This is a genomic window from Nocardia camponoti, from assembly GCF_014646135.1.
GTDB classification, from domain to species: domain Bacteria; phylum Actinomycetota; class Actinomycetes; order Mycobacteriales; family Mycobacteriaceae; genus Nocardia; species Nocardia camponoti.
This window is the reverse complement of record NZ_BMMW01000003.1, coordinates 283,025-296,980: the sequence shown is the minus strand read 5'-3', so window position 1 is coordinate 296,980 and position 13,956 is coordinate 283,025. Positions and strand designations below refer to the sequence as shown.

The 13,956-nt window shown below is 63.4% G+C and carries 21 protein-coding genes; 16 read left to right on the top strand and 5 right to left on the bottom strand.

From position 1 onward, the window contains the following. Positions 1–33 precede the first annotated feature (33 nt). Positions 34–366, top strand: a complete 333-nt coding sequence (locus IEX78_RS16245) for a VOC family protein (protein ID WP_188829852.1) — start codon at positions 34–36, stop codon at positions 364–366. A gap of 93 nt (positions 367–459) precedes the next feature. On the opposite strand, the gene IEX78_RS16240 is transcribed toward IEX78_RS16245, so the two are convergent. Continuing rightward, positions 460–1,812, bottom strand: a complete 1,353-nt coding sequence (locus IEX78_RS16240; protein ID WP_188829851.1) for a SagB family peptide dehydrogenase — start codon at positions 1,810–1,812, stop codon at positions 460–462. Then, complete coding sequence (locus IEX78_RS16235) at positions 1,809–2,798, bottom strand: ABC transporter substrate-binding protein (protein WP_188829850.1); 990 nt, start codon at positions 2,796–2,798, stop codon at positions 1,809–1,811. Before IEX78_RS16235 ends, IEX78_RS16240 begins: the two co-directional genes overlap by 4 nt. A gap of 183 nt (positions 2,799–2,981) precedes the next feature. On the opposite strand from IEX78_RS16235, the gene IEX78_RS16230 reads away from it, so the two are divergent. Next, complete coding sequence (locus IEX78_RS16230; protein WP_373291602.1) at positions 2,982–4,823, top strand: ABC transporter ATP-binding protein/permease; 1,842 nt, start codon at positions 2,982–2,984, stop codon at positions 4,821–4,823. Between the two features lie 54 nt (positions 4,824–4,877). On the opposite strand, the gene IEX78_RS16225 is transcribed toward IEX78_RS16230, so the two are convergent. Both IEX78_RS16225 and IEX78_RS16220 read right to left on the bottom strand, forming a co-directional pair. Next, positions 4,878–5,189 carry a hypothetical protein gene (locus tag IEX78_RS16225; protein ID WP_188829848.1) on the bottom strand — a complete coding sequence of 104 codons (312 nt, stop codon included), beginning with the start codon at positions 5,187–5,189 and terminating at the stop codon, positions 4,878–4,880. After that, positions 5,186–5,506 carry an AbrB/MazE/SpoVT family DNA-binding domain-containing protein gene (locus IEX78_RS16220; RefSeq protein ID WP_188829847.1) on the bottom strand — a complete coding sequence of 107 codons (321 nt, stop codon included), beginning with the start codon at positions 5,504–5,506 and terminating at the stop codon, positions 5,186–5,188. Before IEX78_RS16220 ends, IEX78_RS16225 begins: the two co-directional genes overlap by 4 nt. 286 nt (positions 5,507–5,792) lie before the next feature. On the opposite strand from IEX78_RS16220, the gene rplN reads away from it, so the two are divergent. The 4 genes from rplN to IEX78_RS16200 are packed head-to-tail and all read left to right on the top strand — an operon-like array spanning position 5,793 to position 7,236. Continuing rightward, the gene (rplN, locus tag IEX78_RS16215; protein ID WP_056818394.1) at positions 5,793–6,161 is read left to right on the top strand and encodes a 50S ribosomal protein L14; all 369 of its coding nucleotides are present in this window, start codon (positions 5,793–5,795) and stop codon (positions 6,159–6,161) included. 2 nt (positions 6,162–6,163) lie between these two features. Continuing rightward, complete coding sequence (gene rplX / locus IEX78_RS16210) at positions 6,164–6,481, top strand: 50S ribosomal protein L24 (protein WP_188829846.1); 318 nt, start codon at positions 6,164–6,166, stop codon at positions 6,479–6,481. A 1-nt stretch (position 6,482) separates the two neighbouring features. After that, positions 6,483–7,046 carry a 50S ribosomal protein L5 gene (rplE, locus tag IEX78_RS16205; RefSeq protein ID WP_188829845.1) on the top strand — a complete coding sequence of 188 codons (564 nt, stop codon included), beginning with the start codon at positions 6,483–6,485 and terminating at the stop codon, positions 7,044–7,046. A 4-nt stretch (positions 7,047–7,050) separates the two neighbouring features. Next, positions 7,051–7,236 carry a type Z 30S ribosomal protein S14 gene (locus IEX78_RS16200; RefSeq protein ID WP_188829844.1) on the top strand — a complete coding sequence of 62 codons (186 nt, stop codon included), beginning with the start codon at positions 7,051–7,053 and terminating at the stop codon, positions 7,234–7,236. Between the two features lie 110 nt (positions 7,237–7,346). On the opposite strand, the gene IEX78_RS16195 is transcribed toward IEX78_RS16200, so the two are convergent. Next, positions 7,347–8,000, bottom strand: a complete 654-nt coding sequence (locus IEX78_RS16195) for a Uma2 family endonuclease (protein ID WP_229684040.1) — start codon at positions 7,998–8,000, stop codon at positions 7,347–7,349. A gap of 186 nt (positions 8,001–8,186) precedes the next feature. On the opposite strand from IEX78_RS16195, the gene IEX78_RS16190 reads away from it, so the two are divergent. From IEX78_RS16190 to rplO, 10 genes are all read left to right on the top strand, one after another. Further along, positions 8,187–8,393, top strand: a complete 207-nt coding sequence (locus IEX78_RS16190; protein ID WP_188829843.1) for a hypothetical protein — start codon at positions 8,187–8,189, stop codon at positions 8,391–8,393. Between the two features lie 137 nt (positions 8,394–8,530). Next, complete coding sequence (locus IEX78_RS16185) at positions 8,531–8,914, top strand: hypothetical protein (RefSeq protein ID WP_188829842.1); 384 nt, start codon at positions 8,531–8,533, stop codon at positions 8,912–8,914. 3 nt (positions 8,915–8,917) lie between these two features. Next, on the top strand, positions 8,918–9,817 hold the full coding sequence (locus IEX78_RS16180; RefSeq protein ID WP_188829841.1) for an SGNH/GDSL hydrolase family protein: 900 nt from the start codon (positions 8,918–8,920) through the stop codon (positions 9,815–9,817). Further along, a complete protein-coding gene (locus IEX78_RS16175; RefSeq protein WP_188829840.1) occupies positions 9,814–11,043 on the top strand; it encodes an acyltransferase family protein in 1,230 nt (409 codons plus the stop codon). Before IEX78_RS16180 ends, IEX78_RS16175 begins: the two co-directional genes overlap by 4 nt. A gap of 246 nt (positions 11,044–11,289) precedes the next feature. Next, positions 11,290–11,688 carry a 30S ribosomal protein S8 gene (rpsH, locus tag IEX78_RS16170; RefSeq protein WP_188829839.1) on the top strand — a complete coding sequence of 133 codons (399 nt, stop codon included), beginning with the start codon at positions 11,290–11,292 and terminating at the stop codon, positions 11,686–11,688. A 15-nt stretch (positions 11,689–11,703) separates the two neighbouring features. After that, positions 11,704–12,243 (top strand): 50S ribosomal protein L6, encoded by a 540-nt coding sequence (gene rplF / locus IEX78_RS16165; RefSeq protein WP_188829838.1) that lies wholly within the window; start codon positions 11,704–11,706, stop codon positions 12,241–12,243. Positions 12,244–12,245: 2 nt separating this feature from the next. After that, on the top strand, positions 12,246–12,653 hold the full coding sequence (gene rplR / locus IEX78_RS16160) for a 50S ribosomal protein L18 (RefSeq protein ID WP_229684039.1): 408 nt from the start codon (positions 12,246–12,248) through the stop codon (positions 12,651–12,653). Positions 12,654–12,684: 31 nt separating this feature from the next. Then, positions 12,685–13,344: a 30S ribosomal protein S5 gene (gene rpsE, locus IEX78_RS16155; protein WP_188829837.1), complete on the top strand. Its 660-nt coding sequence runs from the start codon at positions 12,685–12,687 to the stop codon at positions 13,342–13,344. 1 nt (position 13,345) lies between these two features. Next, positions 13,346–13,525, top strand: coding sequence for a 50S ribosomal protein L30 (gene rpmD / locus IEX78_RS16150; RefSeq protein ID WP_188829836.1), 180 nt, complete (start codon positions 13,346–13,348; stop codon positions 13,523–13,525). A gap of 2 nt (positions 13,526–13,527) precedes the next feature. Beyond that, the coding region (gene rplO, locus IEX78_RS16145) for a 50S ribosomal protein L15 (RefSeq protein WP_188829835.1) at positions 13,528–13,956 on the top strand (429 nt) is incomplete at its 3' end.

Here is a 13,956-nt window from a genome sequence, read left to right as displayed (position 1 = left end):
GGGTCCACTACGGGTCGTACCGAGAGGAACCTCATGAGTGTGAAGCTCGGCAGCATCGTTATCCCGGTGTCGGATCTTGACGCCGCGAAGCACATCTATTCCGCCCTGTTCGGGGAGCCGCATACCGATACCGCCTACTACGTCGGTTACTCCGTTGACGGGCTTGAGGTCGGGCTCAACCCCAACGGCGACGTCGCGCAGGGGCCCGTCGCCTACACCGCGGTTCCCGATGTTGACGCGGCGAAGAAAGCCGTAATCGACGCTGGCGCTTCGGAAATCGCGCCACCACGCGAGGTGAGTCCAGGAGTGCGGGTGTGCGTACTTGAGGACACCGACGCGAATCCCTTTGGGCTGATCGGTAAGTGAAACGGGGCTGATCCCTTGGCATAATCGTGCAAGTTCGCGCACTAAGGGCCGATTTCCGACCGTTAGGCGGCGAACTTGCACGAAAATGCTACGTCAACTGGCTCTGGTCGTCCCCAGGACTATTGAGCCGACGTTCATCTCTTCCAGTTCATCCAAGCCGGTCGCATAAGCGAAAGCTGTTGTGTCACTGAAACCTTGGGCAACGACGCCCAATTTCATCGCGGTCGCCGCGAGATACACCGTCTGCATGAACACCCCAACGTGCTTGAGGATATTCGCGTACGCGACCTGCTCGTAGCTCCACATCACCCGACCCGCACGGGCCGAGACCAGCAGGAGAACCTGCGGTTCCGCGCCGCCAGCGAGCGTCGCCGAGGTCGCGCGCAGCAGCTTGCGCACCGGCTCCGCATCGATCGAGGCGACCAGGCGAAGCGCGTGATCGTGCGAATCGTAGTGGTAGAGACCAGGATTCACGCCAGTCACGTTGCGGACGAGTGGGTAGACCTCAAGCTCGTATGCTCCGCCGCCCGACGGGTACGGGCGCGAACCGTCCGCGCGCGTGCGCGACGTCCGGTACAGCAGTTCGCCCAGCTGGGTTAGGTCGATCGGAACGTTGTCGTTGAAGGCACGGGTGGAAACGCGGTCTTCGAGCGTAGAGGTGAAACTCGGGTCCGCGTCGCGCAGGGCGACCAAGTCGGGCACCGGCAGGGGGAGTGGCGCGGCATCGAAAGGCGTTCGGCGCGTTGGCAATTCGGGGAATTTGCCATCGGCCCAGCGGGTTGGTCCGAAGTTGTCCCACGTCACTGTGCGGGCGCCGAGCGTGCTTCGGCGGTGGAACCACAGGTCGGGCGCGTTCCACGACCGCGTGTTGAACTCAGCTTCCTCGGCACCTTCGTCGACCAGGAAACCGGCCCACTGCAGGTCGTCCATGAGCTGCGCCTTAACCCCGACGGGGACCTGCGAATCGACGGCAAGCGGGCCGTCGAGCAACGCGAGTAGGCGCGGGTCGTGGATACGGATGTCCGCCCACGCGCGCGGGTGTTCAAGGACGAAACCCTGCGAATCCCGATGCAGCACAGCGAATTTCGACAGCGCAGCCGACCACGCGGGCAGCGGCGTTGACGGGCGCGGGGTTGGCTGGGCGAACGGGCGGATGCTGTAGAGGTCGCGGCCACCGTCGCGGACGGTCACCGTGAGCCAGCCCCCGTCGGTCAGTTGACGCATCAGCGGCGCGATGTCGTCGCCCGCCGCCGCGCGAGCCATTTCGCCGACCGTCGCCGGACCCTGATTCAGGGTCTTGAGCGCCTGCAACGCGCCCGATGCGAGCCCGGTGAGCTTCTCCTTCGTCGGCGGATTCAGGAGGACAGCGCCGACAGGTGTCGTCAGGCAGGTGACGCCGGTACGCAGCGCGAACCGCGTCTGTTCGGGGTAGAGCATCGCGGTCATTTCGCGGCGGCCGTGAACGCTGGCGTGAGCTTGTCGAGCAGGTAGGGCACCGAAAGCGCGGTCGGCTGGTTGACGGCGCTGATCTCCTGCGTGGTCAGGAAGACGATCGAGCCCTTGCGGACGGCGGGCAGGTCGGGGTAGCCCGGCAGCGCACGGTACTTCTCGTCGAGGCCGGGGGAGTAGCCGGCGAGCAGGAGGTCGGCGGTGAGTTCGTCGACGCGCTCCGGCGACAGTGCCAGGCGACCCTGGTTCGCGGGCAACGCGGTGAGGTTGGCGGGGATGCTCATGCCGAGCTGGGTGAAGGTTTTCGACGAGCCGTCGTTAGGGTCGGTGAGCACCATCAGCTGCGCGGGGCTGGCGAGCCAGGTGCTTGCGAAGGTCTTGCCCTTGAGTCCCGGGTTCGCCGCGGTGATCGCGGCCAGCTTGTCGTCGACGGACTTAACGACAGCTTTAGCGTCGGATTCCTTACCGAACACCTTGCCGAGCGCGGCCACCTGGTCCTGCCACGGCGAAACCGCGTCCTTGGTGAGCGCGGGCAGGGTCGGCGCGATCTTCGACAGGTCGTCGTAAGTCTTCTGATCGGCGATGAAGGGGTCGGCGAGGATCAGGTCGGGCTCAAGCGCGGCGACCTGCTCGGCGATGTTGCCGGTGGTGCTGAGGGCTTTCGCTTGCTTAAGCGATTCGGGCTCCCACGCGGGCGTCGACTTCGACAGCGCGGCGATGTTGTCGACGTAGCCGACCGGCGTCACGCCGAGCGCGAGCGAAGCGTCGAGCCACTGATTGCCAAGCGCGACAACCTTTTTCGGGGTCCCCGAAATGGTGGTCTCGCCTTTGGCGTGGGTGATGGTGACATCGCCGCCCTGTTCCGAGGTTGCGTCGCTGGAACCGCACGCGGTAACCCCGACCGCGAGCGCGCCCGCGACAACCGCAATCCCCAGCCTGCGCCAACCGCGCGAAATCCGATGCTTCCCGAGGATGGACGTCATGGTGGATCTCCTAGCCTGAACCTTTACTGAGATTAGGCTAACCTATCTTCCTGCTCGGGTGTAGTTCGGGGCGCGCGTGCTGTTGACGCACTCCGTTGCAGATGGGCCAGCTTTGTTGGCGAGCGGGGAGACTAGGGGCGGGTTAGACTGCGCCGAATTTCGGCCGTCGTAGATGGGGTGTGCGTGGAGACGTCTAGGGACTGGAGCATCGAGTGGGTTGAGAGCCTTAAATGGCTCGCGATCGCGTTCCCCATCACTGCGATTGTTGCCCTCATAGTTGGTGCGCTGCTACTGACGCTGACCAAGTGGGGTCGCCAGTTCTGGAACGTCAGTGGGAACTACTTCCGCGGTGAAGGTGCTTGGCGCACTTGGCTATTCGTCGCGGTGCTGCTGCTGTTCTCGCTACTCACCGTTCGGCTCAGTGTGCTGCTCAGCTACTGGGGCAACGACCTTTTCGCCTCATTCCAAGCCATTGTCGCCGGGCTTGGTTCCGGTGATGCGGCCGCGCTTTCGGAAGCCAAGTCGGCGTTTTGGGACGCGGTCAAACTGTGGGTTGTGCTGATCGTGATTTGGACGGTCAATCAGCTGGTCTACCTCTACGCGAAACTCGCGTTCGACATCCGCTGGCGCGTGTGGCTGACTGAGCGCGTCACTGCCGACTGGATGCAGGGCGGCGCGTTCTACCGGACACGGTTCATCGACAAGACGATCGACAACCCGGATCAGCGAATTCAGGCCGACACCATCACCTTTACCGAGCAATCACGCGTACTCTCGCTCGGCGCGATCGAGGCTGTCGTCTCGGTGGTCTCGTTCACGAAGGTGCTGTGGGATCTGTCGGGCCCCATGACCGTTCTAGGTGTGACGATTCCGCGCGCGGCGCTGTTCATCGTGCTGACCTACGTACTGATTTCGACCATTATCGCGTTCTGGATCGGTCACCCGTTGATTCGCATCAACTTCTTGATGGAACGGACCAACGCCAACTTCCGCTACGCGCTTGTGCGGGTGCGCGACGCCGCCGAGAGTGTCGCGTTCTACCGAGGTGAGCAGTCCGAGCGAGTCAGCCTGTTCAGCCGGTTCGCTGAGGTCATCAAAGTCCAGTGGGCTTACGTCTACCGCATGCTCAAGTTCGTTGGCTGGAACTTCGTTGTTACGCAGTCGGCGTCGCTGTTCCCGTATCTCATTCAGTTCCCGCGCTTCGCAAGCGGCGAGGTGACGCTCGGCGGAATGAGTCAGACCGCCTCCGCGTTCCGCGAAATTCAAGACTCGCTCTCCTTCTTCCGTGAGTCGTACGACGACTTTGCCGCCTACCGGGCGTCGGTGATCCGTCTTGACGGCCTACTGGTCGCGAGCAAAGAATCGCGTGAGCTGCCCAAGATCGCCGCGACCGACGTCGAAGACGGACTCAACCTCGACAAGATCGGCGTTCGCAAGCCCAACGGTGACGCGCTGATCGACGAGCTGAACCTCGCGCTCCAGCCGACCGACGCGGTGGTGGTGAAGGGTGCATCCGGGTCGGGCAAGACCACACTGCTTCGAACACTCGCGCAGATGTGGCCTTACGGCGACGGCGAAATTAGTCGACCCGCAGGCTCCGAGACGCTGTTCCTGTCGCAGGTTCCCTATCTCCCGTTGGGCGATTTACGTACCGCAGTCGAATATCCGGGCACCCCCGACTCGATCTCCGACGAAGCTCTTCGTGAGGCGCTCACCAAGGTTCACCTCGCACACCTGATCGACCGGCTCGACGAGGAAGCTGACTGGGCGAAGATTCTGTCGCCGGGCGAGCAGCAGCGTCTCGCCTTCGCGCGAATCCTGCTGATGAAGCCGAAGGTTGTCTTCCTCGACGAGGCAACATCGGCAGTCGATGAAGGGCTTGAGTTCGCCCTCTACAACCTCATCCGCACCGAAACCCCCAACACCATCATCGTCAGCGTCGCCCACCGCAGCACGGTCGACCAGCACCACACCCAGGTCCTCACCCTCGCAGGCGACGGCAGCTGGCGACTCGCACCGCTGTAAGCGACGGTCGGCCGATCCTCAATTCAACGGGGGTCGGCCGTCTTGTCTTGGTGGCTACGGCTGGCGGTAGATGTCGTGGTTGCCGATTCGGCGCCAGATCAGGACGGGGTCACCGCTGTCGGTCTTGTCAAGATGAAAAGTGGCACGCCCATCTGGAGAGGCGAAATTCCAGGTGAGCGAATATATTTCGGTGTTATTCAGGCGGTGAATGCGCAGCCTTTTCGGCCACGTCGGGCTGCCGGAAAACGAGCCTGCTTCAATCGCGGGCAGGAAATGCACGCGTACTGCCTCCTGGAATAGGCGTTGGTGCTCGCTGGGCAAGCGTCGGAAGTCATTGCGAAACGACTCGGCCACCCGATACTTCACTTGGTTTCCGCCTCCGGCTCCGCGGCAAGCTCAGCTAGGTCGGCGAGGAACGATTCGGCGTCATCGAAGGTGCGGTAGCGGCCGGCCTCAAGATCGGCTTCAACCTGCTGTTCGGCTGCCTGGTGTCCCTCGGACCAAAACCACATCTCGTCGACAGGGACCGGAAGCGTTGGGCGTAGTTCGATGACGCCGTCGCTGCGCTCAGCGATCTCAAGTTGCGCGCCGGGCTCATCGAGGCGGTACTTTCGCCGCAATTCGGCGGGCAGCGCCACCGTGCCCCGCCCTTGGATGGCGGCATAACCATGATAATTAGCCATGTCACGATGGTCCTCGCTAGCTGCAATGCCGTCAAGCAGTAATGCTGCCACCTGTTACCGTCACTGCGAGGCCGCTTCGCTTCCAGACACCCCAGTTTGGGGCTGAGCTGCAGGTTCGCCTACACTAGACCGGTTGCCTGCGAACGTTGTGCGTTCGCGATTCGGCCGCGAACCCCCAGTGGAGAGCTATTTCCGCTGGCAGGCGCGCGTTTCGGGTGGCAACTGACCATGTGCGTCGGGTCGGCAATCCGGCGTACGTATACATCCAGGTCCAGGAGGTGCTGAAGTGATTCAGCAGGAGTCGCGACTGCGCGTCGCCGACAACACCGGGGCGAAGGAAATCCTTTGCATCCGCGTGCTCGGTGGCTCGTCGCGTCGCTATGCCGGAATTGGTGACATCATTGTCGCCACCGTCAAGGACGCCATCCCCGGCGCGAACGTCAAGAAGGGCGACGTCGTCAAGGCTGTCGTCGTTCGCACCACCAAGGAGCGTCGTCGTCCGGACGGTTCCTACATCAAGTTCGATGAGAACGCCGCCGTCCTCATCAAGCCGGACAACGATCCGCGTGGCACCCGCATCTTCGGCCCTGTCGGCCGTGAGCTGCGCGACAAGCGCTTCATGAAGATCGTTTCGCTGGCCCCGGAGGTGCTCTGACCATGAAGGTGCACAAGGGTGACACCGTCCTCGTCATCTCGGGCAAGGACAAGGGCGCGAAGGGCAAGGTCATTCAGGCCTACCCCGCGACCGGCAAGATTCTCGTCGAAGGCGTGAATCGCATCAAGAAGCACGTCGCCGACTCGGCGAACCAGCGTGGCGCCTCATCGGGTGGCATCGTGACCCAGGAAGCCCCCATTCAGGTTTCCAACGTGATGGTCGTCGATTCCGACGGTAACCCCACTCGCGTGGGCTACCGCACCGACGAAACCACCGGTAAGCGGGTTCGGATCTCCCGTAAGAACGGGAAGGACATCTGACATGACCACTTCTGAGCAGACTCAGCCCCGCCTCAAGGCGCGCTACCGCGCTGAGATCAAGGACGCGCTCAACGGCGAGTTCGACTACGACAACGTGATGCAGATCCCGGGTGTCGTCAAGGTCGTCGTCAACATGGGTGTCGGCGACGCCGCCCGTGACGCGAAGCTGATCAACGGCGCCATCAAGGACCTTGAGCTGATCACCGGCCAGAAGCCGGAGGTCCGCAAGGCCACCAAGTCGATCGCGCAGTTCAAGCTCCGTGAGGGCATGCCGATCGGCGCGAAGGTCACCCTCCGTGGCGACCGTATGTGGGAGTTCCTGGACCGTCTCGTGTCCATCGCGCTTCCCCGTATCCGCGACTTCCGCGGTCTCTCGCCGAAGCAGTTCGACGGCAACGGCAACTACACGTTCGGCCTCAGCGAGCAGTCGATGTTCCACGAGATCGACGTGGACTCCATTGACCGTCCGCGTGGTATGGACATCACCGTGGTCACCACCGCGACCAACAACGAAGAAGGCCGCGCGCTGCTGAAGCACCTCGGCTTCCCGTTCAAGGAGAACTGAGCACATGGCTAAGAAAGCACTGCGCATCAAGGCGGAGGCCAAGCCGAAGTTCGGCGTCCGCGCCTACACCCGCTGCCAGCGTTGCGGCCGCCCCCACGCGGTTTACCGCAAGTTCGGCCTTTGCCGCGTGTGCCTGCGTGAAATGGCGCACCGCGGTGAGCTCCCGGGCGTGCACAAGAGCTCCTGGTGAGCCCGCGCTCTTCGTGAGCGCAGCCGTCTAGGCGAATAACGAAGCAGGGCACGGACTTTCTATGCGAGAGTCCGTGCCTTGTTGCGTTTTTCGCGCAGTCGCGGCCCAGATTAAAGTGACAGCTCGGTCCACGGGATGCTGATCGGGAACGGGAAGTCGATGGCGATGTGGGTGGAGTCATTTGGTGACCACGCATCGGCCAAGAGGTAGTTAGCTTTGTGGAGGGGGGAGACGCCCGCGGGCAAGGTCCCGGTGGCCGACGCGAGGCCGTATGCCTGCACGTAGGCGATCTCGCTACGCCGAGGATGCAGGGTGACTTCCCAGTACCAGGGAATGCCCGCCGCCGCGTACTTAGCTCTTTTGGCATCCATCTCAGCGGCAGTGTTCGACGGCGAAAGCACCTCGCCGACCAGGACCGCGTCGTCCGCGCGAACGTGGGCGTATGCCTTATCCAGGCACCGATGAACCATGAAATCCGGAGTCACGAAGTCGGATTTGCCGTGGTGGCCAAAGAAGACGTTGGTTTCGGTGCGAACCTGCCAGCACCTCTCGGGCTCGTTTGCCATCGCCCGTTTCGCGTCTCGACGTAACTCACTCCACATCAGATTGCTGGCTTCCTGATGTTCCCCCGGCCCGCGTCGCGCCCAGACCACGCGACCGTCCCACAGTTCGATGCACGAGGCGATGTCCTCGGGGAGTTGCTCAAGCTCTTCCCACGTCATGTATTCAGGCAGGTCGGGGCGCTCGTCGGGCGCGTGCGTCATGGACTGATGATAGACGTCAGCGGCAGTCGAGCGACGTGGTTGCCGAAGCTGTCGGGTTGCGCTTGGGCGTCCCTAATTCGCGTCAAACGCGCCGTCAACCGCTGATTGTTGTCGAGCTGTGGCCGCGGGGGGGAAATATGTGCGTTTCACTCCGCGCAGCGCGGCGCATGGTGTTGGCTGCTGCGCATGAGGAAGTTCATCACCACTGCCGCGCTGTGTTCCGCGCTCGTCATCGCACCTATCGCAACCGCGAACGCGGCTACCACGCCCAGCACCGGCTCAACTGGGTCGGCCGACGGGAACCTGATGTGCTCGCCGATCGCGCAGTTCCTGTTCTCCACCGGCAGCGTCGAGAAGCCGCCGCTCTATGACTTCCTGTGCTTCTTCTCCTGAGCACAACCAACCAAGCTCAACCAAGGTTTGGCCCTAATTTAATTGGGGCACCCATTTTGCCCTGGCAAACCCGAGGCGATCGGTATGCTGCGACCTGAAGTGAAGCGAGTCACTTTAAGATCGATATGGGGTTTTCGGTGAGTTCAAAGATGCGGCGCGCTGGTCGACTTGCGACTGGCGTGGTTGGTGGGTTCTTGATCGTCGGCGCGATGACCGCGTGCGGAGGCAGCGAAGAAGCCAAACCGGCTCCTACCAGCGCCACCGTCGCGCCGACAACCACAACGGTCGCCCCGATAACCTCATCCGCACCGGTCGTCGCGCCGGAGCCGAGCGCGACGACCACCGTCGAAGCCCCGGCCCCGCAGGTCGAAACGCCCGCCCCGGCGCCGCAGCCCGCCCCTGCCGTGCAGCCAGCACCGCAACCGGCCCCGCAGCCCGCGCCCCAGCCCGCCCCCGCGCAACAGCCCGCGCAGGCGCCCACGCTGAACCTCCCCGGCTTCGAACCCCGCGCAGGTTACTGATCAATGGCACGCCTAACGCGACTGCTCTTCGCGACCTGCGCAGCGCTATCGGTCACCATCGCAACCGCCCACGCAGATCCAGCACCGGCGCAAGCCCCCGCTGGGAAAAAGCTTGTGGTACTTGGTGATTCGTTCAGCGCCAACAACTGGGACCCGTTCACCGAGAACGTCCACTGCGTCCGCAAAGACACTTCGTGGCCGACCCAGTTGACCACGCTGATGAAGGCGAACAACGACGTCGTCGACGTGTCGTGCTCCGGCGCGTCGATCGACACGGGCCCCGGCTTCACCCTCGCACTCGAAACCCGCGACGCCGACCGGGCAGGCGGCTTCGGTCCCGCGACCGAACTCGTCGCACTCCAATTCGGCGCCAACGACTCGTGGGGCGAGCACCCGTCGACGCTGTGGAACGCGCTCACCGACTGCGTGCTCGACCTGATTCGCGGCTGCGACATCGAAGCGGCCGAACAGGGTCGCATCCCCGATTTCCGTGGCGTGACCGGCGAGCGTTACGCCGAGCGCATGCGCAACGCGCTCACTTACATTCGCTTCTACGCGCCGAATGCCCGCGTCGTGATCGTCGGCTACCCCGAGGTCATGGAACCGGGCGCGACGAAGTTGTGCTTGAACGTGTTCGGCCCGTCGCCGATCGTGCAGCCGCGCGCCCAAGCGCTGCAGGCGTACCTGAACAGCGTCGACACCGCCCAGCGCGAAGCGGCGAAACTGCTCGGCGTCGAGTTCTTCGACGCGCGCGCGGCGACGCGCGGCCACGGCCTGTGCTCGGCCGAACCGTGGATCAACGGCATCATCGATCCACGCGCCGACGCGATCGGTCTGCCGTTCCACCCGTCGGCGCGCGGTGACGCCGCCGTCGCGCAAGCGATTTTCGACAGCCGCCGATGACGACCGTCGCCCCCAAGCCGACCACCGCGAAAACTGGTTCACGCCCGCCGCTCCCGTCGCTGACGGGGGCGCGCTGGTGGGCGGCGTTCGCGGTTTTCGTGCTGCACGCGCTGGTTTTCCTGCCGGTTTATCCGTTCCAAAAATCCGAACTGTTCCGCACGATTCACTCGTTCGTTCCCATGCAGTTGGGCGCGGCCGGCGTCACGTTCTTCTTCGTGCTTTCGGGCTTCATCATTTACTGGTCGTTCCGGCCGGGAATGTCGGTGCGCGGGTTCTATCGACGCCGCGTGCTCAAGATTTATCCGATGCACCTGCTCGCGGCTGCCGCGTTTGTTGTCGCTGCAAGCGTTCCGCTTTCGCGTGCAATTGTTTGGGTGCCCAACCTGTTGCTTGTACATACATGGGTTCCGAAGTGGACGACGATCGGCGGCCTGAATGTGCCCGCGTGGTCGTTGGCGGCGGAAGTGCTTTTCTACCTTTGCTTTCCGCTCGCGCTGCCGCTGATCATGCGCATCCCAACGCGACGTCTGCTGCTCGCCTTCGCGGCGATCATGCTCGCGATCCTCGCCATCCACACCGCGCTTTACCTGTGGGTTGACGGGCCGAAGGAAATCGCGAACGCCTTCGCGCCACGCCTCCAGCCAGGCGATGTTTCCCCGAAATTCGAACTGCACGCCCACCCCGCGTGGTTCGTTCAGCCCGACATCCCGGTCTCGCTTTCCTACTGGCTCAGCTACACCTTCCCCCTCACGCGACTGCCCGAGTTCTTCCTCGGCGTGCTCGCCGCGCGCATGGTGTTAGAAGGCGTGTGGCGCAACGTGCGAATGGGGCCGCCGCTGTTCGCGCTCGCTGTCGCGTTCGCCGCGACGTGGGTGGTTCCGGTCAACTACAAGATGTCGGCGTTGCTGCTTGTCCCGATGACCGCCGTCGTCGCGACAATGGCCGTGCGCGATCTCAACGGCATTCGCGGACTCAACTCCCACCCGCGCATGGTGTGGCTCGGCAACGTGTCGTTCGCCTTCTATCTCATCCAGTTCCCGGTGATGGTCGTGATCACCCGCTACCTCATCGGCGGCCATCGCTTCGGCATTCTCGGCTGGGCCGGATTCGCGCTGCTCAGCCTCGCGGTAGCCCTCGCGATCGCGGCAGGTATGTATCGCTGGGTCGACCTGCCGATCATGAACCGCTTCGCCCGCCCCCGAAAGCGGCAAGCAACCGGGAACTAACACCCCCGATTTTGGCCCCGACCACGGCATTGTCTACACTAGAGCGGTTGCCTGGGCACATCTGTGTCTATCGCGCGCTAGCTCGCCCGAGACGCCGCCCAGTGCACCGAGAGCTCGCAAGAGTCCTCATCCGGTCGAAAAACCTTCGGCCGGACCAGCCGAATTGTCGTAGGCCCACGGTCAGCGCATGAAAATGCGCATGATGCTGCATGGGAACCGCGGCGAGAAAGGTGTCGAGGTCTAACCATGACCATGACTGATCCGATCGCAGACTTCTTGACGCGTCTGCGCAACGCCAACTCGGCGTACCACGATCAGGTGAAGGCGCCCCACTCCAAGCTCAAGGCGAACATCGCCGAGATCTTGAAGCGTGAGGGCTACATCGCCGATTACCGCACCGAGGACGCACCGGTGGGCAAGAGCCTCATCGTCGACCTCAAGTACGGCCCCAGCCGTGAGCGCAGCCTTCAGGGCCTGCGTCGCGTTTCCAAGCCGGGTCTGCGCGTGTACGCCAAGTCCACCAACCTGCCTAAGGTCCTCGGCGGCCTCGGCGTGGCGATTATCTCCACGTCGACCGGTCTGCTCACCGACCGTCAAGCGGCCAAACAGGGCGTCGGGGGCGAAGTCCTCGCCTACGTCTGGTAAGGGAGGTCAGGACTAATGTCGCGTATTGGTAAGAAGCCAATTGAAATCCCGGCCGGTGTTGACATCACCATTGACGGCCAGGTCGTCACGGTGAAGGGGCCCAAGGGCACCCTGTCGCACACCGTCGCCGAGCCCATCACCGTTGTTAAGGGTGAGGGCAACGAGCTTGAGGTCGTTCGCCCGAACGACGAGCGCGCCAACCGTGCACTTCACGGCCTTTCGCGCACCCTGATCGCCAACATGATCGAGGGCGTCACCAAGGGCTACGAGAAGAAGATGGAAATCTTCGGCGTTGGTTACCGTGTGGCCGCCAAGGGCTCGAACCTCGAGTTCGCCCTGGGTTACAGCCACCCGGTGCCGATCGAGGCCCCGGCGGGCATCACCTTCGCGGTGGAGTCGCCGACCAAGTTCTCGGTCGCCGGGATCGACAAGCAGGCGGTCGGTCAGATCGCCGCTGTCATCCACGGTCTGCGTAAGCCCGACCCGTACAAGGGCAAGGGCATCCGCTACGCCGGCGAGGTCGTTCGCCGCAAGGTCGGAAAGACGGGTAAGTGATCATGGCGCAAACTGAAAACCAGAAGGCCAAGCGGACTCCGCTGGGCAAGGACAACTCGACCAAGCGTCGTCTGTCCAAGAACCGTCGCCACTTCCGCCTTCGTAAGAAGGTCCTCGGCACTTCCGAGCGTCCCCGTCTCGTTGTCAACCGCTCCGCGCGCCACCTGCACGCGCAGCTCGTTGACGACTCGGTCGGCAAGACCATCGCTTCGGCTTCCTCGATCGAGGCCGATGTGCGTGCGCTTGAGGGCGACAAGTCCGCCAAGGGCGCCAAGGTCGGTCAGCTTATCGCTGAGCGTGCCAAGGCTGCCGGCGTCGAGGCTGTCGTCTTCGACCGTGGCGGTCACGACTACCACGGTCGTATCGCCGCGCTCGCGGATGCCGCTCGTGAAGGCGGGTTGAAGTTCTGATGATCAAGCTTACGAACGAAGGGAACGTCTGATGCCGGGACGTCAGCGGCGTGACGGCGGAAACGGACCCGCCGGAGCAAACAACAACAACAGCAACGCCGGTGGCCCTGAGGGCAACAACCGGCGTGGCGGCGGCGACCGTCGCGGTGGCAACGACCGCCGTGACAACGCTGCCGAGAAGAACCAGCTTGAGCGCGTTGTCGCGATCAACCGTGTGTCGAAGGTCGTGAAGGGTGGTCGTCGCTTCAGCTTCACCGCCCTCGTGATCGTCGGTGACGGCAATGGTCTCGTCGGCGTCGGCTACGGCAAGGCCAAGGAAGTTCCCGCGGCCATTCAGAAGGGTGTCGAGGAGGCTCGCAAGAGCTTCTTCCGCGTCCCGATGATCGGTTCGACCATTACTCACCCCGTTCAGGGTGAGGCGGCGGCCGGTGTCGTCATGCTGCGTCCGGCTTCGCCCGGTACCGGTGTGATCGCCGGTGGTGCGGCTCGCGCCGTGCTCGAATGCGCTGGCATTCACGACATTCTGGCCAAGTCGCTCGGTAGCGACAATGCGATCAACGTCGTTCACGCGACGGTTGCCGCGCTCAAGATGCTTCAGCGTCCCGAAGAGGTTGCCGCTCGTCGCGGTCTCCCCATCGAAGACGTCGCTCCGGCGGGCATGCTGCGTGCGCGTGCGGGACAGGGAGCCTGACATGGCTGATCTCAAAGTGACCCAGATCAAGAGCACCATCGGCGCCAAGGCGAATCAGAAGGAGTCCCTGCGTACGCTCGGCCTTCGTAAGATCCGCCAGACGGTTGTTCGTGAGGACAACGCTCAGAACCGCGGTCTGATCAACGTCGTGCGCCACCTCGTAACAGTTGAGGAGGTCTAGACATGACCATCAAATTGCACCACCTGCGTCCTGCGCCGGGTTCCAAGACCGAAAAGACCCGTGTGGGTCGCGGTGAAGGTTCCAAGGGCAAGACCGCTGGTCGCGGTACCAAGGGCACCAAGGCACGCAAGAACGTCTCCCCGGCGTTCGAGGGTGGCCAGATGCCGCTTCACATGCGTCTGCCGAAGCTCAAGGGCTTCAAGAACGCGTTCCGCACCGAATACCAGGTCGTGAACGTGGGCCGTATCGCGGAGCTGTTCCCCGAGGGCGGCACGGTCGGTAAGGCCGAGCTGGTCGCTGCGGGCGCCGTTCGCAAGAACGAGCTGGTTAAGGTCCTCGGCGATGGCGACATCACCGTGGCCGTGCAGATTACCGCCGACAAGGTGACCGGGTCCGCCAAGGACAAGATCACCGCCGCCGGTGGCACTGTC

Coding starts and splice junctions, on each gene's coding strand:
- IEX78_RS16245 (WP_188829852.1), top strand. CDS start 34: ATGAGTGTGAAGCTCGGCAGCATCGTTATCCCGGTGTCGGATCTTGAC.
- IEX78_RS16240 (WP_188829851.1), bottom strand. CDS start 1,812: ATGACCGCGATGCTCTACCCCGAACAGACGCGGTTCGCGCTGCGTACC.
- IEX78_RS16235 (WP_188829850.1), bottom strand. CDS start 2,798: ATGACGTCCATCCTCGGGAAGCATCGGATTTCGCGCGGTTGGCGCAGG.
- IEX78_RS16220 (WP_188829847.1), bottom strand. CDS start 5,506: ATGGCTAATTATCATGGTTATGCCGCCATCCAAGGGCGGGGCACGGTG.
- rplX (WP_188829846.1), top strand. CDS start 6,164: ATGAAGGTGCACAAGGGTGACACCGTCCTCGTCATCTCGGGCAAGGAC.
- rplE (WP_188829845.1), top strand. CDS start 6,483: ATGACCACTTCTGAGCAGACTCAGCCCCGCCTCAAGGCGCGCTACCGC.
- IEX78_RS16200 (WP_188829844.1), top strand. CDS start 7,051: ATGGCTAAGAAAGCACTGCGCATCAAGGCGGAGGCCAAGCCGAAGTTC.
- IEX78_RS16195 (WP_229684040.1), bottom strand. CDS start 8,000: ATGACGCACGCGCCCGACGAGCGCCCCGACCTGCCTGAATACATGACG.
- IEX78_RS16190 (WP_188829843.1), top strand. CDS start 8,187: ATGAGGAAGTTCATCACCACTGCCGCGCTGTGTTCCGCGCTCGTCATC.
- IEX78_RS16180 (WP_188829841.1), top strand. CDS start 8,918: ATGGCACGCCTAACGCGACTGCTCTTCGCGACCTGCGCAGCGCTATCG.
- IEX78_RS16175 (WP_188829840.1), top strand. CDS start 9,814: ATGACGACCGTCGCCCCCAAGCCGACCACCGCGAAAACTGGTTCACGC.
- rpsH (WP_188829839.1), top strand. CDS start 11,290: ATGACCATGACTGATCCGATCGCAGACTTCTTGACGCGTCTGCGCAAC.
- rplF (WP_188829838.1), top strand. CDS start 11,704: ATGTCGCGTATTGGTAAGAAGCCAATTGAAATCCCGGCCGGTGTTGAC.
- rplR (WP_229684039.1), top strand. CDS start 12,246: ATGGCGCAAACTGAAAACCAGAAGGCCAAGCGGACTCCGCTGGGCAAG.
- rpsE (WP_188829837.1), top strand. CDS start 12,685: ATGCCGGGACGTCAGCGGCGTGACGGCGGAAACGGACCCGCCGGAGCA.
- rpmD (WP_188829836.1), top strand. CDS start 13,346: ATGGCTGATCTCAAAGTGACCCAGATCAAGAGCACCATCGGCGCCAAG.